This is a genomic window from Methylobacterium symbioticum (genome assembly GCF_902141845.1).
GTDB lineage: Bacteria > Pseudomonadota > Alphaproteobacteria > Rhizobiales > Beijerinckiaceae > Methylobacterium > Methylobacterium symbioticum.
This window is the reverse complement of the sequence record NZ_CABFPH010000018.1, coordinates 1-21,203: the sequence shown is the minus strand read 5'-3', so window position 1 is coordinate 21,203 and position 21,203 is coordinate 1. Positions and strand designations below refer to the sequence as shown.

General features: G+C 68.2%; 19 protein-coding genes, 1 tRNA gene and 1 pseudogene. 7 read left to right on the top strand and 14 right to left on the bottom strand.

Annotated features, from left to right (window positions below; genetic code table 11):
- Positions 1–171: 171 nt before the first annotated feature.
- The 3 genes from MET9862_RS08740 to MET9862_RS08730 all read right to left on the bottom strand — a co-directional run bounded on the left by MET9862_RS08740 (position 172) and on the right by MET9862_RS08730 (position 5,234).
- Positions 172–3,279: an efflux RND transporter permease subunit gene (locus tag MET9862_RS08740; RefSeq protein WP_142582645.1), complete on the bottom strand. Its 3,108-nt coding sequence runs from the start codon at positions 3,277–3,279 to the stop codon at positions 172–174.
- Positions 3,276–4,361: an efflux RND transporter periplasmic adaptor subunit gene (locus tag MET9862_RS08735; protein ID WP_142582644.1), complete on the bottom strand. Its 1,086-nt coding sequence runs from the start codon at positions 4,359–4,361 to the stop codon at positions 3,276–3,278. Before MET9862_RS08735 ends, MET9862_RS08740 begins: the two co-directional genes overlap by 4 nt.
- 273 nt (positions 4,362–4,634) lie before the next feature.
- On the bottom strand, positions 4,635–5,234 hold the full coding sequence (locus tag MET9862_RS08730; RefSeq protein ID WP_142582643.1) for a TetR/AcrR family transcriptional regulator: 600 nt from the start codon (positions 5,232–5,234) through the stop codon (positions 4,635–4,637).
- Between the two features lie 141 nt (positions 5,235–5,375).
- Here MET9862_RS08730 and MET9862_RS08725 point away from each other — a divergent pair, with 141 nt between their 5' ends.
- Together MET9862_RS08725 and MET9862_RS29260 are read left to right on the top strand one after the other, a co-directional pair.
- Positions 5,376–6,095, top strand: a complete 720-nt coding sequence (locus tag MET9862_RS08725) for an SDR family oxidoreductase (RefSeq protein WP_142582642.1) — start codon at positions 5,376–5,378, stop codon at positions 6,093–6,095.
- A 459-nt stretch (positions 6,096–6,554) separates the two neighbouring features.
- Positions 6,555–7,016 (top strand): hypothetical protein, encoded by a 462-nt coding sequence (locus tag MET9862_RS29260; RefSeq protein ID WP_185156800.1) that lies wholly within the window; start codon positions 6,555–6,557, stop codon positions 7,014–7,016.
- Positions 7,017–7,087: 71 nt separating this feature from the next.
- Here MET9862_RS29260 and MET9862_RS08710 read toward each other — a convergent pair whose 3' ends face one another.
- The 5 genes from MET9862_RS08710 to MET9862_RS08690 form a co-directional block, all read right to left on the bottom strand.
- On the bottom strand, positions 7,088–8,395 hold the full coding sequence (locus tag MET9862_RS08710; protein WP_244612633.1) for an MATE family efflux transporter: 1,308 nt from the start codon (positions 8,393–8,395) through the stop codon (positions 7,088–7,090).
- A gap of 155 nt (positions 8,396–8,550) precedes the next feature.
- Positions 8,551–9,114 carry a PaaI family thioesterase gene (locus MET9862_RS08705; protein ID WP_142582641.1) on the bottom strand — a complete coding sequence of 188 codons (564 nt, stop codon included), beginning with the start codon at positions 9,112–9,114 and terminating at the stop codon, positions 8,551–8,553.
- Entirely contained in the window at positions 9,104–10,675 is a 1,572-nt protein-coding gene (locus MET9862_RS08700; RefSeq protein ID WP_142582640.1) for a DHA2 family efflux MFS transporter permease subunit, read from the bottom strand. Before MET9862_RS08700 ends, MET9862_RS08705 begins: the two co-directional genes overlap by 11 nt.
- On the bottom strand, positions 10,672–11,838 hold the full coding sequence (locus MET9862_RS08695; RefSeq protein WP_142582639.1) for an HlyD family secretion protein: 1,167 nt from the start codon (positions 11,836–11,838) through the stop codon (positions 10,672–10,674). Before MET9862_RS08695 ends, MET9862_RS08700 begins: the two co-directional genes overlap by 4 nt.
- 17 nt (positions 11,839–11,855) lie before the next feature.
- Positions 11,856–12,341 carry a winged helix-turn-helix transcriptional regulator gene (locus MET9862_RS08690; protein ID WP_185156799.1) on the bottom strand — a complete coding sequence of 162 codons (486 nt, stop codon included), beginning with the start codon at positions 12,339–12,341 and terminating at the stop codon, positions 11,856–11,858.
- Positions 12,342–12,843: 502 nt separating this feature from the next.
- Between MET9862_RS08690 and MET9862_RS29990 the strand changes: the two are divergent.
- Positions 12,844–12,993: pseudogene (locus tag MET9862_RS29990) on the top strand (phosphohydrolase); the annotation flags it as partial.
- 256 nt (positions 12,994–13,249) lie between these two features.
- Here the strand turns inward: MET9862_RS29990 and MET9862_RS08675 are convergent.
- Positions 13,250–14,197 (bottom strand): LysR family transcriptional regulator, encoded by a 948-nt coding sequence (locus tag MET9862_RS08675; protein ID WP_142582638.1) that lies wholly within the window; start codon positions 14,195–14,197, stop codon positions 13,250–13,252.
- Between the two features lie 234 nt (positions 14,198–14,431).
- Between MET9862_RS08675 and MET9862_RS08670 the strand changes: the two genes are divergently transcribed.
- The gene (locus MET9862_RS08670; protein ID WP_142582637.1) at positions 14,432–14,872 is read left to right on the top strand and encodes a hypothetical protein; all 441 of its coding nucleotides are present in this window, start codon (positions 14,432–14,434) and stop codon (positions 14,870–14,872) included.
- An 81-nt stretch (positions 14,873–14,953) separates the two neighbouring features.
- On the top strand, positions 14,954–15,442 hold the full coding sequence (locus tag MET9862_RS08665; protein WP_142582636.1) for a DUF302 domain-containing protein: 489 nt from the start codon (positions 14,954–14,956) through the stop codon (positions 15,440–15,442).
- 288 nt (positions 15,443–15,730) lie between these two features.
- On the opposite strand, the gene MET9862_RS08660 is transcribed toward MET9862_RS08665, so the two are convergent.
- The 5 genes from MET9862_RS08660 to MET9862_RS08640 form a co-directional block, all read right to left on the bottom strand.
- The gene (locus tag MET9862_RS08660) at positions 15,731–16,339 is read right to left on the bottom strand and encodes a GlxA family transcriptional regulator (protein WP_142582635.1); all 609 of its coding nucleotides are present in this window, start codon (positions 16,337–16,339) and stop codon (positions 15,731–15,733) included.
- A 256-nt stretch (positions 16,340–16,595) separates the two neighbouring features.
- Positions 16,596–18,212, bottom strand: a complete 1,617-nt coding sequence (locus MET9862_RS08655; RefSeq protein ID WP_142582634.1) for an FAD-dependent oxidoreductase — start codon at positions 18,210–18,212, stop codon at positions 16,596–16,598.
- Positions 18,213–18,375: 163 nt separating this feature from the next.
- A complete protein-coding gene (locus MET9862_RS08650) occupies positions 18,376–18,642 on the bottom strand; it encodes a phage integrase SAM-like domain-containing protein (RefSeq protein WP_142582633.1) in 267 nt (88 codons plus the stop codon).
- Between the two features lie 59 nt (positions 18,643–18,701).
- Entirely contained in the window at positions 18,702–19,496 is a 795-nt protein-coding gene (locus tag MET9862_RS08645) for a DUF6538 domain-containing protein (protein WP_306438897.1), read from the bottom strand.
- 86 nt (positions 19,497–19,582) lie between these two features.
- Positions 19,583–19,658: transfer RNA gene (locus MET9862_RS08640), tRNA-Ile, on the bottom strand.
- 223 nt (positions 19,659–19,881) lie between these two features.
- Between MET9862_RS08640 and MET9862_RS08635 the strand changes: the two genes are divergently transcribed.
- Both MET9862_RS08635 and MET9862_RS08630 read left to right on the top strand, forming a co-directional pair.
- On the top strand, positions 19,882–20,112 hold the full coding sequence (locus tag MET9862_RS08635; protein ID WP_142582687.1) for a hypothetical protein: 231 nt from the start codon (positions 19,882–19,884) through the stop codon (positions 20,110–20,112).
- Between the two features lie 154 nt (positions 20,113–20,266).
- A complete protein-coding gene (locus MET9862_RS08630; RefSeq protein ID WP_142582631.1) occupies positions 20,267–20,665 on the top strand; it encodes a response regulator in 399 nt (132 codons plus the stop codon).
- Positions 20,666–21,203: the final 538 nt, after the last annotated feature.

Here is a 21,203-nt window from a genome sequence, read left to right as displayed (position 1 = left end):
CCGCGTGCGGTGGCCCGATGCTGCCGGGCAAGGGGAACTGCCTTCGAGACTACAATCGGCCGGCCTGCATAGGGGGCTTGGTCGCAGGCCGGCCGGTGCACCGCGCGTTCGGTCGTCGAACGCGCGATCCCGGCATGCCCCCTCACCGGGACCTCGACCCGTGTCTCTGGATCAAGGCTCCGCCGGAACCGGCATCGCGTCGGATCCGGATGCGACGCCAGTTGCGACGGGCGCCCGTATGACCCGGAACCACAGGGCGTAGAGGGCCGGCAGGAACAGCAGCGTCAGGACCGTGCCCACGCCGACGCCGCCAATGAGGACGTAGGCCAGCGCCCCCCAGAACACCGAGTGGGTGAGCGGGATGAAGGCCAGCATCGCGGCCGCCGCCGTCAGGATCACCGGACGCGCCCGCCGCACCGTCGACTCCACGATGGCCTCGTAGTCCGACAGCCCCGCGGCTCGGTCGTGGTGGATCTGGTCCACCAAGATCAGCGTGTTGCGCATCAGGATGCCGGACAGCGCGATCAGGCCCAGGATCGCGTTGAAGCCGAACGGTTGGTGGAAGACCAGGAGCGTCGGGACAGCGCCGACGAGGCCCAGCGGCGCGGTGGCGAACACCATGAACATGGTGGTGAACGAGCGCACCTGCAGCATGATGACCGTCAGCGTCACGATCAACATCAGCGGGAAGACCGCGACCAGGGCGTTCATCGCCTTCGCGCTCTCCTCGACCGCGCCGGCCGTGTCGATGCGGTAGCCGATCGGCAGTTTCGCCTTGATCGCGTCGAGCTCGGGGAAGATCTGTGCGTGGATGTCTGGCGGCTGTTTCCCGTCGAGCACGTCGCCCTGGACGCGGATGTAGGTCTCGCGATTGTAACGCTTGAGCACCGCGTCTTCGTTGCGGCTCTCCAGGTGGGCGACCTGCGAGACCGGCACCTGGCGCCCGTCATGGGTGGTCAGGGTCAGGTCGCCGATGTCGCCGAGCGAGCGCCGCTCCGGGCCGGGACTGCGCAGCAGCACGTCTACCGCGCGCTGGTTCTCGCGGACCTGGGTTGCCGGCGTGCCGTTGAGGTAGCTCTGCAGTTGCTGGCCGGCCTCCTTGGGCGTCAGGCCGATCAGGCGCAGGCGCTCCTGGTCGAGGGCGAGGTGCAGGCTCGGCGTCCTGTCGCCCCAGTCGAGATGCACCAGCCTCATGTTCGGGTTGGCCATCATGACATCCCGGACCTCCGCGGCGATGCCGCGGATGACGTCGGGGTCCGATCCGACCACACGGAAGGCGACGGGGAAGCGGATCGGCGGGCCGAACACGATCTGCAGGACCCGCACCCGCGCCTCGGGGAAGAGCCCGTCGCTCACGAGCTTGCGAAGCTTGATGCGGAGCGCGTCGCGGGACGCGGCGTCGGAGGTCTGGACGACGATCTGAGCGAAGGCAGGATCGGGCAGCTCGGGATCGAACGAGAGCACGAAGCGCGGCATGCCCTGGCCGATGTAGCTCGTGATCTCGCGCGCCTCGGGGAGCCCACGGACGGCCGCCTCAACCCTCTTCACGCTCGCCTCGGTGGTGGCGAAGGCGGAGCCTGTCGGCAGGGTCACCTCGACGATGAGTTCGGGACGTTCCGAGTTCGGGAAGAACTGCTTCTCGACCCTGCCCATGCCGATGACGGCCGCCGCGAACAGTCCGACCGTGATCCCGGCCGCCAGCCACTTGTGGTCGACGGAGGCTCGCACCACGCGGCGCAGGCGCTCGTAGTTCCTCGTGGCGTAGATCGCCTCGTGGCCGCCTTCCACCTTCTTGATGTCGGGCAGGAGCTTGACGCCGAGATAGGGTGTGAAGGTCACGGCCACGATCCACGAGATGATCAGCGAGAAGCCGACCACCCAGAAGATGTTACCGGCGTACTCGCCCGCCGTGGAGGCGGCGAAACCGACCGGCAGGAAGCCCGCGATGGTGACGAGGGTACCGGTGAGCATCGGCGCGGCGGTGGCGCTCCAGGCATGGGTCGCGGCCTCGATGCGGTCGTAGCCTTCCTCCATGCGCACCACCATCATCTCGATGGCGATGATGGCATCGTCCACGAGCAGGCCGAGCGCGATGATCAGCGCACCCAGCGTGATGCGGTCGAAGTCGCGGCCGGTGAGCATCATGACCACGAAGACGGCCGCGAGGGTGATCGGGACCGCGAGCGCCACGACGATGCCGACCCGGAAGCCCAGCGCCACGAGGCTGACCACGATGACCACCGAGAGGGCGGTGAAGAACTTCACCATGAACTCTTGGATGGCGTCATCGATCACTTTCGCCTGGTCGGTGATCTTGGTGAAGGTGATGCCGGTGGGCAGTTCGTGGTGGAGCGCCACCTCCTCGGCGTTGAGCGCTTCGCCGAGCGCCAAGCCGTTGAAGCCCGGCTTCATCACGAGGCCCAACATCAGCGCCGGCTCGCCGTCGTTGCGGATCTCGAAGACCTTCGGGTCCTCATAGCCGCGCTTTACCTCGGCGATGTCCCCGAGCTTGAGGCTGCGGTCCCCGACCGCCACCGGCAGGTTGCGGATCGTGTCGAGGCCGTCGATGGCGCCGTCCAGCCGTAGGTAGACGCGCGGACCGGTGGTCTCGATGAATCCGGCCGGTGTCACGTCGTTCTGGTTGGCCAGCGCCGCGAGCAATTGCTGGCCGGTGATGCCGAGCGTAGCCAGGCGCTGGTAGGAGATCTCGACGAAGATCTTCTGGGCCTGCTCGCCCAGGATGTTGATCTTCTCGACGCCGGGCACCCGCAGCAGCCGCTGGCGCAGGTCCTCGGCGCGCAGCACGAGGTGCCGGTGCGGCAGCCCCTGCGCCTGGAGCGCGTAGAGGGCGAAGTAGACGTCCGAGAACTCGTCGTTGAAGAGCGGTCCGAGCACGCCGCGCGGGAGGGTGGAGGCCTGGTCGGAGAGCTTCTTGCGGGCCTGGTAGAACTCCGCCTGCAACCTTGCCGGCGGCATGCTGTCCTTGAAGTAGACCTTCATCAGCATGAGACCGGGCCGAACGGTGGTCTCGACGCGGTCGTAGTAGACGAGTTCCTGAAGGCGTTTCTCAAGGGGGTCGGCGACCTGCCGCTGGATCTCCGAGGTGGTCGCGCCGGGCCAGGCGGCCGAGACCGACATCGTCTTCACGGTGAAGGCCGGATCCTCGGCGCGCCCGAGCTTCTGGAAGGCGAAGAAGCCCGCAGCGGTCACCGCGATGATGAGGAAGAGCGTGACGGCGCGCTCGCGGACCGCCAGGGCGGAGAGATTGAAGCCGGTCATCGCGCCGCTCCCGTCAGGCTTGAGGGGGCCTGCCGCACCGTCTGGCCGGCCTTCAGGAGGTGGGCGCCGAGCGCCACGATGCGGTCGCCCGGGCTGAGGCCGGACACGACCTGGGCGCCTTCCTCCGACATGCGGGCGACCGAGACGGGCTGGGCGGTGACGGTGTTGGTGTCGGCGTCGAACTTCCAGACCGCCGAACCCTGCCCGGCGTCGAACAGGGCCCCGAGCGGCACGTCGACCGACGTCGCGCGTCCGGCATCCGGCGGCGTGAGCCGGAGCGTCACCGTGGCGCCGAGCGGCGCGGCCTCGCCTCCGCCCGACAGGATGTAGCGCGCCCGGTAGGTCCGCGTGGCCGGGTCGGCGGTGGCGGAAAGCTCCCTGAGCTTGGCTGGGTAGGTCGTCTCGCCCTCGGCGTAGAGGGTGGCCGACGCTGCCCCCTTAGCGCGTTGCCGGCTCCCCTCCGGCAGGAACACCTCCGCCTCGCGGGCGCCGTCGCGCGCCAGCTTGACGACGGTCTGGCCGGCGGCGACGACCTGCCCCGGTTCGGTCGGAACCTCCATCACGACGCCGTCGGCATCGGCCTGAAGCTCGGAATACCCGGCTTGGTTCGCGATCTGGCTCGCCTGCGCCTCAGCGTTGGCGAACTGCGCGATGGACGCGTCCGCCGCGGCCTTGTTCTGGTCGTAGGTCTGCTTCGAGGTCCAGCCGTCCCCAACGAGCTTTCGGCTGCGTTCCTCGTCGGCCTTGGCCTTGATCATCTGTGCCCGGGCCGCCTCGACCGAGGCCCGCGCCGCGTTGAGGGCCAAGGTGAAGTCTGTCCGGTCGAGGCGCATCAGGGGCTGCCCGAGCCGGACGTGGTCCCCGGGATCAACGAGGCGCTCGAAGATCTTGCCGCCGACCCGGAAGCCGAGGTTGCTCTCGGTGCGAGCGCGGATGACACCGGTGTAGCGCGCGATGCCAGCCTTCGCCGGAGCGACCGCGATGGTCTGGACCAGCGGCGGCTCCGGGGGCACGGCGGTCTCGGCCGGCGAGCATGCCGCCAGAGCTAGCGGGGTCAGCACAAGGAAAGCCTTGGGGTCCATCGCACCGCTCCTTTGTGGCCGTTCCCGACCACCGTATTCATTACGGTCGACATTTATTTCGATGTGAGACGGTCGTCAATGCCGCCGCAGTACGGTCGTCCTGCCAGGGGTGCGGGAGCGCACAACGTCGGCGGGTTGGCGGATCGGACAGACCTCCTGGACGGAGCGAACTGCCCTGGTTGCGCCCTCTGGAACGTCGCCGTGACGAGACCGGAGGGGTCGAAGGGCCCGCCGCGCCCGTGGAACCTGTCGCCTGACGCTACCGACGCGGCCTCACGGACGGCCCGAGGATGCAGGCCCGTCGGCTGCCTCGAGGAGCGCAGCGACCGCAAGCTTGGCGGACACGAAGGGTGAACCGTCGCCGTAGACCTGCGAGAGCAGCAGAGCTCCCTGGAACAGCACGTTGATTTGCTTGCCGACCTCGGCCGGCTTCGCGAGCCCGGCCCGCTCGCACAGGTCGATGAAGCGTCGCTCGACGTAGTGCGCGGCCCGCTTCCCGTGCGCGGCCAGGCCGGCGTTCTTGCCCACGAACTCTTGGGCGGCCTTGATACCCAGGCAGCCTCGCGTCGGGTTCTCGTCGATCATCGCCTTGCGGGCATCAAAGAAGGCCATGATCTGCTGGCGGGGTTCTTGGTTCGAAGCCGCCACGGGATCAAAGAGCTTCCCGACGATGACTTGTCCGTAGAGGTCAAGTACCGCTTCGATCAGGTCGTCCTTAGTCGGGAAATACTTGTACAGCGTACGCTTCGAGATGCCGCTCTCCGAAAGGACGGCATCGACGCCGGTCGCGTGGAAACCGCCGTCGTAGAAGCGGTCGAAAGCCTGCCGCACGATCTCACGCTTCTTGTCCTCGCCCCGTATGTCGCCGGCCATCGGCCTCCACTCCATCCCTCCGCACCATACCGAGTGGCCTTGACCGGGTAAACCGATCTGTTTACGTGAGCCCCATGTAAACAGATCGGTTTACATCACCGCGAGACCTGTCCGGTGCGCGACGCTGATCGGAGAGAGATCATGTCCCTGCAGAACAAGGTGGTACTGGTCACCGGCGCCAACCGCGGCATCGGTGCGGCCGTTGTCCGCGAATTCCTCAAGGCGGATGTGGCGAAAGTCTACGCCGCCGCGCGAAGCGTGGCTTCGCTGCCCGACTTCGGCGACCGCCGGGTCGTCCCGTTGCAGCTCGACGTGACCAGCGACGCATCCGTCGCCGCGGCCGCCGGAACCGCCAGGGACCTCGACATCCTCGTCAACAACGCCGGCACCATGGCGTTCGGCGACTGGATCGCCACGAACCAGGACGCGGTCGAGGCGGATATGAACGTCAACTACTACGGCACGTTGCGGGTCGTCCGGGCATTCCTGCCGCATCTCACCGGCCGGGGATCGGGGACGATTGCGAACGTCGTCAGCATCGTCGGCCTTGCGCCCGTGCCGCTTCTGGCCGGCTACTCGGCCTCCAAGGCCGCCCTGCAGTCGTTGACCCAGGGGCTACGTGGCACCTTGGCGAAGTCCGGGGTCAGCGTTGTCGGGATCTATCCCGGTCCCGTCGACACGGACTTGGCCCGGGACATCCCGATGGAGAAGGCATCGCCCGAACACGCGGCCGCCAACATCGTCCAGGGGCTCGCCGAAGGTCGGACCTCGATCTTCCCAGATCCCACGGCGCAGCAGATCGGCCAGCTATGGTCCCAGACCGGGCCGCAGCTCGAAGCCGCGCTGCAGGCCGGGGGCTGACGGACCTCTGGCGATTTGGATTTTTGCGGGACTTCAGCTCCGACCTGTCGAGGCGGGGGTGGCGACGGTCGCCGCCCTCCCTCATCCGGCCTCAGAGTCGCCCATGCACGCGCGTGAACAGAACCGGTGACATCACGCTGGATTCGATGCGCTCCGCCGTACCAGGAGGCCTGACGTGCCTCGGAAAGATCGCTGCACGCCAAGGTATTGCGCCAGCGATCAACGCCGAACAGGATGTCGCCGGCCGGCCGCCGAGATCTCCATGACCGGTCCTAAGGTCGATCTCGCATTCCGATCCTTCATCGCCGCAGCTGTGGGTCGTCCTGCGTGACGCGGCTGCGCAGCGGGAAGACACCGCCCCCGCACAGCATGGCGCTCCGGGCGAGGAGACGGCCGCTCTGCCGGTTGGAGAGCCCGAGTTCGGGCTGGTTCAAAGCGTATTGCCCGTCGACCCACCGGGTGAACCCGTCGCCCACGAACGGCGCGCTCAACGTCCTGCCGGTTCGCCTCGGCGATGGCATGCCAAGCAGACGGGCCTTCGAGGAGCGCAGCGAAACGGTCGAAAAACCGCTCGATGCCTTGATCCGGTATCGTCGACATCTTCATGAAGGCTGCATGCGCCCGGTCCACTGCGGCGGCGGCCAAGGCGATCTGAACCGCGGGGGTGTGGAGCAGGTCTCCGGTTTCCTGCAGGACCAGCAGGTGATCGCCAAGTTGGAAGGCCTCCGCGAGTTCCGGCGTGATCACGGTCATGCGGTCGCCGCCGAAAGGCACAGGAGTTCCCGACACGAGGCGCGCGACAGTGTTCATCGTGGAAGCGGGCATAGGGAATGGCAGCCTTGGGGATTTGTGCCGAGAGCATGTTCCGCCGAAGCGGATGCAGGTTCGGCGCAAGAAAATGGTTCAAAAACAATGAACTAGAGCATTCTTCGGCTCGCCGGGATCGGAAGCAGGAGGTCCGCCAATGACGAACCGGCATAACCACCGGCCCGTCACGTCCTGTGCGGTGCCGGGGGCGGAGCGGTCGTCGTCCGAGATCGTCCGAGCCACGCCCCGGACGCCAAGGCGCCGGCATTGATGAAAGCAAGGGTGGAGAGACCCGCCCCGAGAGCGAGGAACAGGCCTTCCAGCCCGTAGCCGAGATGCAGGGCCAGCAGGCCTCCGCCGAGTGCGACGGTGACGCGTAGCAAACCTGCCACCAGCGGCCACGCCACCTGTCCCGCCCCCTGGGCGGAGAAGTAGAGGGCCAGCCCGACGCCGAAGAGGCCGTAGAACGGCCCGACCAGACGAAGGTAGAGCGCACCGACAGCGAGCATGCCGCTGTCCTGGTCGAACAGGTGCAGCCAGACCTCGGGTCGGAGTGCGGCGGCGAGCCCGATCCCCTCTGCGAGGAGGCCGGCGATCACCGCCCCCGTCCAGGCCACCTGCCGCGCGCGGGCGACGTCTCCCGCGCCCACGGCCGTCCCGACCATCGCGGCAAGCGGCGCTCCGAGGCCGAACACCATGGGCACGAGCAGGTATTCCAGCCGCGCCCCCGTGCCGTACCCCGCGACCGCCGACGGCCCGGCCACGCCCACAAGGCCGGTCGCCGTGGCGACGGTCACGTTCGTGGTGGCGCTCACGATGGCCGAGACGGCACCGATCCGGAGGATCGATGCCAGCGCGGTCCGGGACAGGGCCGGCGGCCGGACCGACGGATGCAGAACCCCGCGGCCGGACCAGAGGTAGCCGGCGAAGATAACGATCCCCGCCCCATAGTAGGCCAGGACCGCGAACGCTCCGCCGACAACGCCGAGGTGCGGCAGGGGCCCGAGGCCGAAGATCAGGGCGGGGGAGAGCGGGATGAGGGCGACCGTGCCCGCACACATCACCCCGGCCGGGAGCAGCATGTTGCCGGTGCCCCGGATCACGGCGGCCAGCGCGTTGAACAGCCAGAGCAGCACGGCGCCGGCGAAGACCACATCCGAATAGGCGAGTGCGGCCGCGAGCGAGGCTCCGCTTCCCCCCATGGCGGCGTAGAGGTGCGGGCCGGCGAGCAGCGCCGCGACGGTGGTGAGCACACCGAGCCCGACCGCGATCGCCACCGCGTGCCAAACCAGACCGTTCGCCTCCGCCAGTCGACCGCCGCCCAGCGCCCGAGAGACAGCCGAGAGCATGCCGCCGCCGACCGCGCCGGCCGAGATCATCTGGACCAGCATCAGCATCGGGAAGACGAGGGCCATGCCGGCCAGGGCATTGGTGCCGAGACGGGCGATGAAGTAGGTCTCGATCAGGCCCGTCGAGGCCTGGGCGGTAGTCATCAGGACGTTGGGCCCCGCGAGGCGCACCAAAGTTCCGAGAACCGGGCCCCTGAGCAGGCGTTCCGTGCGGGCATCCCGCGGGGGCGGCCCGCTTCCGAGGCCGGGCCGGTCGAGACCGAGCGCCGATACCGCCGGCCTCGCGGTACGAGCGGCCGTCACGAGATTCGCGTCCAGGCCGCCACGACCGGATCGGGCGCCGGGGGCGGCCGATCGATCAGCAGGCAGGTGGTGCTTGCCGTGGCGCAGAGGCGCCCCGCCCCGTCGGAGAGCCGGGCCTCGGCCACCGCCTGCCGGCGTCCGGCGTGGACGATCTCTCCCACTGCCGTGAGCGGCCCGGACGCGGCCGTGACGGCGCGCAGGTAGTTCACCTTGATCTCCAGCGTGGTGTAGCCCCGGCCCAGGGGCAGCGTCGAATGCACGGCGCAGCCCATCACGCTGTCGAGGAGGGACGCGAGCGCGCCGCCGTGGACGGAGCCCAGCGGATTGTAGAGGTACTCGCCCGGCCCCATCCGCATCGTCACCCGGCCGGGCTCGGCCGAGACGAGATCGATGCCGAGCAGGGCGATCAGCGGCGGAGGCGGAGCGTCCCCCGCCATCATCGCCCGCAGGAAGGCGAGGCCGTCGAGGCCTTGACCGGCCTTCGCCACGAGGGCGGGGTCGGACCATTCCACGACGCGTCGGCGGGACGGCGCGGTGTCGGGGGCGGCATCAGTGGGCATCGGCGACGGGTCCTTTCGGCGGCCCGACCCTGCGCATCAGCGGGACGAGGGCGGTGGCGAGGGCGAAGCAGCCGGCGATGACCACGAAGGCGTCGGCGTAGGTCATCGTCTGCGCTTCGCGGTAGGTGAGCGACCAGAGCTGACGCAGGGCCGCCGCGTGCCCGTGAGCCGAATCCCCAGCGAAGCCGTTCGCCATCCGCACCTCCATGCCGCGCAGGTTCGCGAGCATCGCCGGGTTCGTCGGGTTGAGGTGCTCTGCGAGCCGCAGGAAGTGCAGGTTGGTGCGATCGTTGAGGATCGTCGCGCGAGCCGCGATGCCGATGGCGCCGCCGAGGTTGCGCATCAGGTTGAACAGGCCGGAGGCGAGCTTCAGCTTCGCTGGGGCGAGACCGCCCAGCGTCAGCGTGACCGTCGGGGCCACGGCAAATTGCTGTGCGAAGCCCCGCATCGCCTGCGGCCAAAGCAGCTCGCGCCAACCCCATTCGTGCGTGATCGGCGTGAACGACCACATGCTCAGACCGAACAGGCCGAGCCCGAACATCATCAGCCAGCGCAGGTCGATGCGCCGGGCGAGGATCGCGTAGACCGGGATTGCCATCACCTGGAACACGCCGGTCGAAAACACGGCGAGCCCGATCTGCAAGGCTGAGAAGCCGCGCACGCGGCCGAGGAACAGCGGCGTCAGGTAGATCGTGGCAAAGATGCCGATGCCGGTGACGAAGGAGAACAGGCAGCCCAGGGCGAAGTTGCGGCTCTTGAGGGCCGTGAGATCGACGATCGGGTGGGCATAGGTCAGGCTGCGCCAGAGGAAGCCGATGCCGGCGAGCCCCGAGATCCACGCCGTCGTGCGGATCGTGGCGTCCTCGGTCCAGTTCCAGCGAGGACCCTCTTCGAGAGTGTATTCGAGGCAGCCGAGGAACAGCGCCATGAGCGCAATGCCGATCCAGTCGGCGGTCTTGATGAGGGCCGGCTCGGGCTCGTCGACCCGCACCATCACCGGCACCACGACGGCGACGAAGATCCCAGGCACGAGGTTCACGAAGAATAGCCAGTGCCAGGAATAGTTGTCGGTGATCCAGCCGCCCACCGTCGGCCCCAGCGTCGGGGCCAGCGAGGAGAGCGCCCCGATGGTCGCGGCGGCCACCACCATCTTCTTGCCGGGGAAGAACGCGAAGGCCGTGGTGAACACGGTCGGGATCATCGAGCCGCCGAGGAAGCCCTGGAGCGCCCGGAAGGCGATCATGCTCTCGATGTCCCAGGCCCAGCCGCAGAGCAGGCTGGTGGCGGTGAAGCCGGCGGCCGAGGCGCAGAACAACCAGCGGGTCGACATCACCCGGGCGAGGAAGCCCGAGAGCGGGATCACGATGATCTCGGCGATCAGGTAGCTGGTCTGCACCCAGGCGACCTCACCCGGGCTCGCCGAGAGGCCACCGCCGATCTCCCTCAGGGAGGCCGAGACGATCTGGATGTCGAGGAGCGCGATGAAGAAGCCGACGCACATCACCGCGAAGGCGAAGATCTTCCGCCCCTCGCTCAGCTCTGTGCGGCCGGCGATGCTCACCGGCCGAGCGCCCCAACCACGACCGCAGCACCCGCGTCGGGGGTGGCGGACCGGGGCGATCCGCCCCGGCGGTCGACCGAGGCGGTCACCGACAGGCCGGGGCGCAGGCGCCCGAGACGCTCCCCCTCGCCGTCGAGGCGGATACGCACCGGCACCCGCTGGACGATCTTGGTGAAGTTGCCGGTGGCGTTCTCGGGCGGCAGCACGCTGAACTGCGCGCCGGTAGCCGGGGCGAGGCTCTCGACATGGCCGGTGAAGGTCTCGTCCGGTAGCACGTCCGCGACGATGCCGACGCTCTGCCCCGGACGCATCTGCGCGAGCTGGCTCTCCTTGAAGTTCGCATCGACCCACAGGCCGTCCGCCGGCACGAGGGCGATGAGACCGGCGCCGGTCGTGGCGTAAGAGCCCGTCCGAGCGCTGCGGTTGCCGACCACGCCGTCGGCCGGCGCGCGGATCTCGGTGTAGCCGAGGTTCAGCCGGGCCGCCTCGCGTTCGGCCACGGCCTGCGCCCGGACAGCCTCGGCCTGCCGGCTCTGCGTGTCGATGACGGCGATCTGTCGCGCGGCGGCATCGAGGCTGGCCCGAGCCTTGGCAACGGCGGAGGTAGCCTTCTTGTCGTCGGCATCCGCCTGCTGGAAGCGCTGCTCGGAGGCATAGCTCTTGGCCGAAAGCTCGCGATAGCGGTCGACGTCGAAGCGGGTGCGGGCCGCCTCGGCCTCTACCCCCGCGAGTTCGGCACGGTTCTGCGCGATCACCGCCTCCTGCAGACGCCTTGTGGCGGCGAGGTTGAGGAGCGTGGCGTCCTGACCCGCCACCGACGCCTCCGCCTTCGCCAGGGCCGCGCGGTAATCCCGGTCGTCGAGGCGGATGAGAAGGTCTCCGGCGGCGACGCGCTGGTTGTCCCTCACCAGCACCTCGGCCACGATGCCCGGGACACGGGGGGCAATCACCGTCACGTCGCCGCCGACATAGGCGTCGTCCGTGCTCTCGATGAACCGGCCGGTCTCCCACCAGTAGCGGCCGTACAGTCCGCCCCCGGCCAGCGCCAGAAGCGCGATCCCGCAGAACGCTGCCCGCTTGCGCGACAGGCGTCGCCTCGGTGCCACGAGGTACTCCTCGCCATCGCCCTTCACGAACGCATCGGCTGTCGCGGCCTCGCCCATCCCCGTAGCTCCCGCTGTCAGATCGTGGTGTTGGGCTCGAAACGGCGCCGGAGCCTGTCGCTGGCGGCCGGGCCCGCCGCCACGCGCACACCCTCTTCCAGGGGGCGGCCGGTCCGCCGGTCCACCACGACGGGATCGACGGGCAGGCCGGTGGCCGGATCGGTCAGGATCACGCTCTCCCCCTCGGGGGCGAGGTGGCGGTTGCCCCAGGCGAACAGGGTCCAGAGCACCGGCCGGAAATCGCGGCCCTTCTCCGTCAGGATGTATTCGTACCGGGTCGGCCGCTCCTGATAGGGCCGCCGCTCCAAAAGACCCGCGTCGCACAGGGCTTTGAGCCGGCGTGTCAGCATGTTCGGCGCGATCCCAAGGCTCTGCGCGAACTGGTCGAACCGGGTCAGCCCGTAGAAGGCGTCCCGGAGGATGAGGATGCTCCACCATTCGCCGACTCGGTCCAGAGACCGGGCGACGGGACATGGCATCTGATCGAAGGTCGTGCGTTGCATCGGCCTAACATGGCCGAGTCACTTGCATCATGCAAGTGACTCGGCGTGAGACGGCGGGGTGCCCCTGTTCTGTGTCATGCGGAGGCGCGGCGGCGATCCGCAACGTGGGATTGAGCAAAGTTAAAGACCATCGCGATCCGTGCCGGCTCGAACGCCTGCCACCGGCCGGCATCGGGAAGGCGTAGGATGGTCGCGTCATCGCGACGATCGAAACTCCTTCTCGCATCGCCGGCAGCCAGCGACATCACGGGAGCGTCGCTGTCGGTCGGTGGCGGCGCAACCGCCTGAGCGCGCGAGCGATAAGTGCTCCGCCTGCGCCGTCCATCCGATGAAGGGTCGGAAAGTGCGGCCGAAAGTCGGCCCGACGTCTCCCGACCTGCAGCGGGCACCGCTCGTTCAATCCAAGGTTTTTTTGAATGATCTCTCGGGAGCCCGTGCGCGATTGGCATGGGCGCGATGCTGAAACAGGATCTCGGGCGCCGCGTGTAGGCGCCGATACTCGCCGGGCACCAGCTTCGGCAACGTCAAGGCCGACGTGATCGCCGAGAAGGAGCCGGGCTTCCGCAAGGGCAACTTCTGCAGCGTGATCCGGGCCTCTCGCTGGCCCGGCGGGGCCCCTGCACCGGGGTGCGGCTGCGGCCAGCATGACTGAGCGTCGCTGCCGGGCCCCCGGAATCGTCGCCAGCCCACAGGGCACGCCGCCTGCACGGGGGGAAGGGAAGCCACCGGACCGATCGACCGATCGACCGATCGACCGAGTGGGTGACCTGTCGGGAAGGGGTGACGATGGGCGCACGGACCATCACGGTCGGTCTCGTCGCCCCCCGGAAATCCCAGGCGCGGGACATCGTCGGGCCTGCCCACGCGTTCGCGCAGGCCTCCAGGTGCGGTTAGCATGATGGAACGGTTTAGACCGCATCTTCCCTGTGCGCGCTCCCCGCCTCCCGCCCCAGACGCACCATGACTTCCCGCAGCCAGCGATGGGCGGGATCTCGGTCATAGGAAGCGTGCCACAGCATCGAGATGACGATCTCCTCGGTCGGCACCGGCACGGGGCTCGTCGCCAAGCCGAGTTGGGCCGCGAAGGTCGTGGCCAACTCGTCGGCCATCGTCGCAATCAAGGGTGCGGCCTGCACGTGGAACGGCACGGTGGCGAAGCGCGGCGTCGTCGCCGCCAGCCTCCGCGTCCGGCCCACCTTCGCGAGCGCCTTGTCCACCACCCCCGGGCCGACGCCGGTCAGGTAGGTCAGGATGTGCGGGAAGCGGACGAAGTCGTCGAGCGACAGCGGACCGCTCACGCCGAGCAGCCGGGGATTGAACAGGCTCAGGAAGCCGAAGCGATATAAGGGCCGGACCTTATGGTGGACCTGGCCCTCGGAGATCATGCCGACGGCCATGTCGATCCTGTCGGCGTCGAGGTCCCCCAGCACGCTCCCGTAATCGAGGCCGATCAGGTGCAGGCGGATGCCGGGTGCCTCGCGTGCGAGGAACGCGAGCAGGCGCGGGATGAGGCGCACCTCGACGCTGCCGGGGATGGCTAGCGTGAAGGACCGCTCGACCGTCGAGGGGTCGAAGTCGTCCTCCCGGAGGACGATGCCCTGGAACTGGCGCAGGGCGGCTCGGACCGGCTCGACGAGGGCGAGCGACCGCGGCGTCGGGCGCATGCCGTCCGGCGTGCGGGTCAGGAGTTCGTCCCCGAGGAGCCTGCGCAGGCGGGCGAGGCTGCTGCTCATGGCCGATTGCGTGATGCCGACCTTCGCGGCGGCGCGCGTGACGCTGCTCTCGGTCAAGAGCGCATCCAGAGCCACGACCAGGTTCAGGTCGATGCCGGCGAGGTCACGGTGCTTGATCGTCATGGCTCGACCCGCTGGTGGACGTCGACCACGGCGGCGGGGTGATGCGGCACCGGACCGAGCGCGATCATGAGGCTCCCCAACATTGATCGACCGTCATAGGGGTCAAAGAAATCCGGGCGTCATTTACGGCGTAGATGTCGGGTATCAACTGCATCTGTTTGATGAATGACCGCCCCGGCGGCATCTCCTCCTCATCGAAGGACGGGCCACCCGTCACACCGAGAGGATCAGAAGATGTCCCACCCTACCGGCACCCTCGCCGCCGCCCTGACGATGACCGTTGCGGCCCTCCTGCCGGCTTCCGCGTCCGAGGCGAACCTCGACACCGCCGCGCACGGCACCTTCTCCGTCCCCCCTGTTGTGGGCGCGGCCTACCACACGCCGGGTGTCGCGCTCAGCGCCGCCGACATCCGTGGGCAGGGTGGTCTCCTCGTGCCGGCCATCACGCGCTGGCAGCAGGCTCGGCCGGCCTTCGCCTCCGCCGAGCCCTTCAAGACGCCCGCCACCATCACCGTCGCCTACCGGAACCGGGCCGTGGCGACGGATGCCGCGCAGGTCCTCAAGCAGGGCGGTTTCGCGACCGCGGGTGCCGTCCGATGGCTGCACGACGCCCCGAACACGGTCGAGGCCACCACGATGACGGTCAAGCTCGGGGCGCTTGAGGCGATGAACTGATCGCGTCCTCGGACCAGTCAGGACGAGCCGCCGCGGCCTGCGCGGCGGGCCGTTCACCTCATGAAATTCGGAGATGAAACCATGACCAGCCAGCTCACCTCGACCACGATCACCGTCGAGCACGTCACCCTTTCCTCGACCAAGTCTTTCGAGGCAGTCCGGTCCGCCTTGGAGGCTTCGGTGCCCGTCATAGACCCCGATTACGCCAAGCTCCTGAAGGCCAGGAAGGTGGATGAGGCGCGCGACCTCCTCGAACGGCAGGCGCCGCTCTCGATCTTCGGCTCCCGGAACCACGGCGATGTGCTTCTCACCGTCGGGTTGAGCCGCAAGGCCATCCAGTACGACATCGGCAACCCCCTGACGGCCGCATCGATGACCCGGCACGACGTATCGGCCGCGCTCTACGCGCCGATCCGGGTGCTCTTGCGTGAGGATGCCGTGGGTGGTGTCGCCTTCGAGTACGACCGCCCGGCCAGCACGTTCGGCCAATTCGGAAATCCGCAGGTCGACGCCGTTGCCGGCGGACTGGATGACCTGCTTCGGAGCGTGCTCGCCGCGGCCGCCGAATGACTTCAGGGCCTTGCGGATGTCGCCGCTCGGCCCAAGCCTTGCCGATCCGCGACGCATGATGGGCAGCGGTTTAAAGGCGTCTGTGATCTCTGCCGTCCGCGGCACTGGCCTCGCGCTCTGCCCGATTGAGATTCCTGGGCTGGGCCGTGACCTCGCTCGTCGCTGTCGCAAACCGATACGTCGCCGATCCCAGCATGCGCATGAGCGAACCACACGATTTTAGGACAATTGTCCTTTGCAGCCCAACATTCCCCCGGCAATGCGCGGAAGATGCAAGTGAACCAGATTTCAATGTGAATTACTTGCCAACCGAATGCGATAATCATGCGGTGAAAGGCGACAGCTCTTCACGAACGCGCGCCGCAGACGTTCGTCACACCCAAGGCCGCCGCGGTTGGCGATGGTCTGGATGGTGTCATGGGTGGACTGCAGCAGACGGCGAGCCTCTTCGACCCGCATCTGTTCGACGGCCCTCGCAGGACTTTCCCCGGTCTCACGCGTGTAGACGCGAGCGAAGTTGCGGGGACTCATAGGCGCGACCGCCGCCAGTTCCGGTACCGAGAGGTCGCTCTGGAGATTGGCTCGCATCCAGGCATGAAGCCCGTCGAAACGGCCACGCGCGTCCTGGGTTTGGCGGCGCAACTTCACGCTGAACTGAGACTGGCCGCCCGGGCGCTTGAGAAAGAGCACGAGGTCGCGCGCCAAGCCCAGCGCGGTGGGATGGCCGAGATCCCTCTCCACCAAGGCCAGGGCCAGATCGATCCCGGCGGACACCCGGACGGCGTCGTTGAAGACCTGCATCGGGCCGATCACGTCGAGCGACTTGGCTTCGTGGAAGATCACGAGGACGATCTTGCGTGAAGGCCGATACGGCGTCGCGGCCTTCTCCAGGGTCATTCACCCATCACCCGCCCGAAGAGAGCGCCGCCCTCCCGTTGGCGGAACACGTCCTGGCGCCGAGGGACCGCACCGGCTCGAGAGTTGACCGCGGGGTCGCATCGAATAATCTGACGAATACACCTCGCAATAATATTGAGACAAGCACCGGAGGAAATATCAAACCGAGCAATTGCACATGCGGCCGGTAGAGATTCCCAATGGCGGCCATTTGTCGATCCGGTACTCCGACCGGATGCGTGCTGGGCGGCGAGCTCTACGTCCTAACATACTCCCACACCTTGGAGATGACGACCGATCCCTCGCCGACCGAGGCTGCGACCCGCTTGACGGAGCTGGCGCGGACGTCGCCGACCGCGAAGATGCCCGGATGCGAAGTCGCATAAGGCGAACGCGCGCCGATCGCATCTCCGGTCAGGACGAAGCCGTGTCTATCGAGCTCGACGAGCCCGGATAGCCAGCCGGTATTGGGGGCGGCGCCCACCATGACGAACACGGCACAGGTCGAGATCCGGCGCGTCGTTCCGTCGGCGACGGTGCGGATCGTCACCGCGTCGAGACAGTCGTCGCCGTGCAGGTCGGTGACTTCGGCCCCATACTCGATGGTGATCGCAGGGTCTGCCTCCAGCCGGCTCGACAGGTACCTCGACATGGAGGTGGCGAGCGATTGCCCACGCACCAAGAGGCGAACGTGTCGCGCTGAGCGGCTGAGATACATCGCGGCCTGGCCGGCCGAGTTGCCGCCGCCGATGACGATCGTCTCGGCATTCCGGCAGTAGCGGGCCTCGATCTCTGTCGCAGCGTAGTAGATGCCTGCACCCTCAAACGCTTCGAGCCGGTCGATCGGCAATCTTCGGTACTGGACGCCGGTCGCGACGACGACGGCCTGTCCCCGGACGCGCCGGCCGTTGTCAAACGTCGCACAAAACGATCCGTCCTCAAGCCGTTCCAACTTCGCCACCCGTCGCGGCATCGCGAAGCGTGTGCCGAACTTCATCGCCTGGATCTCGCCGCGCCAGACGAGGTCGGCGCCCGAGATCCCGGTCGGGAAGCCCATGTAGTTCTCGATCCGGCTCGATGTGCCGGCCTGACCGCCGATCGCCACATCCTCGATGACCAACGCGCGCAGCCCCTCCGCACCCGCATAGACGCCCGCTGCCACCCCGGCCGGACCGCCGCCCACGATGAGCACGTCGAAGTCCTCGTCGTCGACGAGGTCATAGTCGAGGCCGAGCAGCCGCGCGACCTTGGCGGGCGTCGGCTCGGTCACGACCACGTCCCGGCCGAAGATGACCGCCGGTCGGTTAGGCGAGATCGAGCAGGCCGCGGCGACGCTCGCCGCTTCCGGGCTGCTCAGCGGATAGGTCCTGTAGGGAAACCGATTGCGGCTCGCGAACTCTGCGATCCGTCGGACGCTACGGTCGTTGTCCTCGCCGATGAGCACGAGCGTGCCGTCATGCGAGTCGAGCTGTCGACGCCGCCGTGCGGCTAGGACTGTGATGATAATGTCCGACATCTCCGGGATCTCAGACATCAGTCGCAGCATCGCGGGGCGCGGCACCTCGGTGACGACCGTATCTGCGCTCGCCCGCATGGGCATCGACCAGACGCCGCCGTTCAGGAACGAGATCTCGCCCATGAACTGGGTCGGGCCGAGGGTGGATGGGAGATGCCGCTCGTCCGTGAAGGGATTGACGACTTCGATCTCGCCGGCCTCGACATACACGAAGCGATCGGCTGGATCACCGGGACGGACGAGAAAGGCACCGGCCGGGTAGTGCTTCTCGGCCCCGATCGCCCGCAATGCGGCGACATGCGATGCGGCGAGAGGGATGCGCTGCATCTCGCGCAGGTCACGGCCGATCGTTTCCAAAGGTCGCTCCCGTCGCAGTCCATCCGCTGCGGCGCAGCATCAATGGCTCGGCCATTGCAGGCAAGACCCTCAGCGGGAGCGATCGTTTGATCAAAGCCGCGAGCTTGCAGTGGCCTGCGTGCGCGCTCGGCAATGTCCTGAGGCCCGAGCTGGCACGCCTCGTTCAACCGCAGACCATGAAAGAGCGCGAGAAGCGGCGTGTCGCTCTGGACTCCTCGATCGCAAGCCCCGTCGCGGGGTTCTTCTCGATCCACTCCTCCCGCACGGCCGAGTTGAAGAGGGTCGCGATCTTCGTCAGGTGCGAATTGACCGTGTGCGTATTGAGCGCCGGCAACCCTTTGCTGGCCGCGATCTCGGCGGCCTGCTGGAGCGACTGTCCAGGGAAGCGCTTCGTGGCATTCGGTGGCAGCGACCGAAAGAGGTCACGCACCCGCCGCGCTTGGTCGCGCGAAATGCGCCTTACGTCGGTCTCTCCAGCGATGACCTCCCTCAGCGGGAGCCGAAGACCATGCCGTAACCGGCCTCAGTTTTCCCGGTGCGGCTGCTGCGGCCGGGATCGCTCGCGAAGGCGCGGATCGGTTCATCCAAGGACCGGCGGGGCGCAATATCGAGCAGGTCACGCGGCTGCAAGGAGCCGTTGAGGTCGCCCGATGGTCCGCCATCGAGACGGGAAACCTCGCTCCGGTTCAGAGCAATAAGGCCCCGGCGCACGAGAGCCGCGAGTTGCGCATACTGCGCGGTAGTCCGATCGACCATCGGGCGCTGAGCCCTCCGCTGGATCCTGCTTTGTCCTTGCGGCTCGGGAGGCATGCCCGCCGATAGGAGAACGCGGTCGATGACCCCGTCCACGATCGGCTCCCAGTGATCAGGGTCTGGGCTTCGGAGGAGGTCCCCGTCTGCCTTCGTCTCCTCCAGTACAGCGTCCCAATCAACCAACCTGCCGTCGCGCTCGCCGATGGCCTTCGATGCAACCGGTTGCACGGCATGCTCTAGCCAGCGGAGTGCCAGGGCCTCGATCTCTCCCGGTGCCAGCTTCTCCAACCGCCCTGAGGCCAAGGCGTTCCGAATGGTCGCGGTCTCGCTCGCCTGACGCCGAGCGGCTTCGAACTCCCGCTCGATCCGCGCTTGCTCCAGCCGGAAGCGGGTAAGCGCAACGCGCCGCTCTTTGGTCCTGCGACTGACGACGACCTCGCGGCGCCCAATCACTGGGACTAGGTCTGAGGGCACTCTGGTACGGAGGTGAAAGGTCCCGCTTCTGATCGCGAGATTCGGCTGATGGGCCACGGTTTCGTCCGCCCTGTGTCACAGTCGCGCTTCGAAAACCGTTCTTGCTCAATAACTTGTTGCGCATCAAGCGCTTGAGGGGAGGGTGGTGGGCCCGGCAGGACTCGAACCTGCAACCAGACCGTTATGAGCGGTCGGCTCTAACCATTGAGCTACAGGCCCTGCGCGCCTCGCGTGCCGTGGAGGGATAGCGGAGCGACGGTGTTTCGTCACCCCGGATTCCCGGCCTTTCCGGTCCAGGGAGGAGGGGGACGCGGTGGTGCGGGCCGGACGATCCTGATGGACGCCTCATGGAATCGCCTGCACGTCCCGCTCGACCCCTTATGCAGCCGGCCGCAGCTTAGGGGGGCGGTTCCGGGAGGACCGCGTGAACCCCGAGCGCACCATGCCATCCCTCGTCCCGGCCGCCGTCTCCGGCACCCCCGCAGCCGCCGATCCGATCCGCTTCATCGTCGGCCAGGACCGGCGCGGGCACTGGGTCGCCGTCGCGAGTCACGGGCGCGCCGGCGGCCTGTTCCGGAGCCGGGAGGCCGCGATCGGCTTCGCCGTGGGCGAGACCGGCCATCGGCCCGACGCGGTGCGCCTCTCCGGGGAGCGCGTCGAGCTGCGGCTCTGACGTCCAGGGCGGCCTTGACTCGGCCCGGGCGGGCCCCAGGATAGACGGACAAGCGCCGAGATAACGGCGACCGCCCGGACCGGACGGGTCCAGCCCGTGGGGCACGGCCCTTCGCGCGGGCGAGCGGGGAGGGGCGTAGCGAGGAGGACGCGCGATGTCCGGGATCACCGCGACGGCGCCCCTGGTCCTCGTGGTCGACGCGGATGCGGCGGCGCGAGCCCGGGCCGAGGCCCTTCTGGAGATGACGGAACTCGGCGTCATCACCTGCGCCAGCGGCGAGGCGGCCGTCGAGGTGCTGCAGCGCTGCGGCGACGACGTGATCATGCTGCTCACCGCCGACGCGCTCCTGGGCGGCATGGACGGGCACCGCCTGGCCGCCGCTGCCGGCACCCTGCGCCCGGGGATCCGCGTGGTGGTGAGTACGCGCACGCCCGAAGCCTGCCGAGCGCGGATGCCCCCGGCGGCCATTTGCACCGGCCGCCCCTGGCTGCCGCTCGACATCCTCGTCCAGGCCCACGCCGCACTGCGCGAGCCCCGCCGGGCCGCAGCCTGACAGCCCGAGACATCCGGCGCATCCGGAGACCGAACGCCTGGGGCCGAGGGTGGGATTCCTGAGGAATCCCGAGCTATCCCGTCTCGGGCCTGCGATGGTCGCGACGCGGCCGGCGGACTCGCACGATCGACGGGGCGCGCAGCGTCCGTGATCTCGCCGGGCCGAGCCCGGCATTCGCTCACCGATTTGTGCACAATCGACGCAAATCCTTGCCGACTATAGGGTTCCACCAATGTTGCGGGGCGGCAACATGACTCCGGAACCGGGCCTGGGCGCGTGAATCCACGTTGCCCCGCTTCCAAGCTTCGCACAGAGTGCAACCGCACTGGGGGCATCGCGGAAGCGGGCCCGCAAGAGCCCACCGCACTCAAGACGGGGGCCACGCAAAACAAGTCCGGAACCAGACGGCAAACGCCGCGGTGCCCGGGCACCTCTCGGGTCTCGAAGCTTTTGGAGATATCGATGAAGCTCTTGAAGAGCTCCCTTCTCGGATCGGCTGCGGCCTTCGCCGCCGTCGCCGCCGCCCAGGCCGCCGACC

Bases quoted from the DNA above. Each gene is read 5' to 3' on its own strand.
- MET9862_RS08740 (WP_142582645.1), bottom strand. From the start codon at position 3,279: ATGACCGGCTTCAATCTCTCCGCCCTGGCGGTCCGCGAGCGCGCCGTC.
- MET9862_RS08735 (WP_142582644.1), bottom strand. From the start codon at position 4,361: ATGGACCCCAAGGCTTTCCTTGTGCTGACCCCGCTAGCTCTGGCGGCA.
- MET9862_RS08730 (WP_142582643.1), bottom strand. From the start codon at position 5,234: ATGGCCGGCGACATACGGGGCGAGGACAAGAAGCGTGAGATCGTGCGG.
- MET9862_RS08725 (WP_142582642.1), top strand. From the start codon at position 5,376: ATGTCCCTGCAGAACAAGGTGGTACTGGTCACCGGCGCCAACCGCGGC.
- MET9862_RS08710 (WP_244612633.1), bottom strand. From the start codon at position 8,395: ATGACTACCGCCCAGGCCTCGACGGGCCTGATCGAGACCTACTTCATC.
- MET9862_RS08705 (WP_142582641.1), bottom strand. From the start codon at position 9,114: ATGCCCACTGATGCCGCCCCCGACACCGCGCCGTCCCGCCGACGCGTC.
- MET9862_RS08695 (WP_142582639.1), bottom strand. From the start codon at position 11,838: ATGGGCGAGGCCGCGACAGCCGATGCGTTCGTGAAGGGCGATGGCGAG.
- MET9862_RS08690 (WP_185156799.1), bottom strand. From the start codon at position 12,341: ATGCAACGCACGACCTTCGATCAGATGCCATGTCCCGTCGCCCGGTCT.
- MET9862_RS08675 (WP_142582638.1), bottom strand. From the start codon at position 14,197: ATGACGATCAAGCACCGTGACCTCGCCGGCATCGACCTGAACCTGGTC.
- MET9862_RS08670 (WP_142582637.1), top strand. From the start codon at position 14,432: ATGTCCCACCCTACCGGCACCCTCGCCGCCGCCCTGACGATGACCGTT.
- MET9862_RS08665 (WP_142582636.1), top strand. From the start codon at position 14,954: ATGACCAGCCAGCTCACCTCGACCACGATCACCGTCGAGCACGTCACC.
- MET9862_RS08660 (WP_142582635.1), bottom strand. From the start codon at position 16,339: ATGACCCTGGAGAAGGCCGCGACGCCGTATCGGCCTTCACGCAAGATC.
- MET9862_RS08635 (WP_142582687.1), top strand. From the start codon at position 19,882: ATGCCATCCCTCGTCCCGGCCGCCGTCTCCGGCACCCCCGCAGCCGCC.
- MET9862_RS08630 (WP_142582631.1), top strand. From the start codon at position 20,267: ATGTCCGGGATCACCGCGACGGCGCCCCTGGTCCTCGTGGTCGACGCG.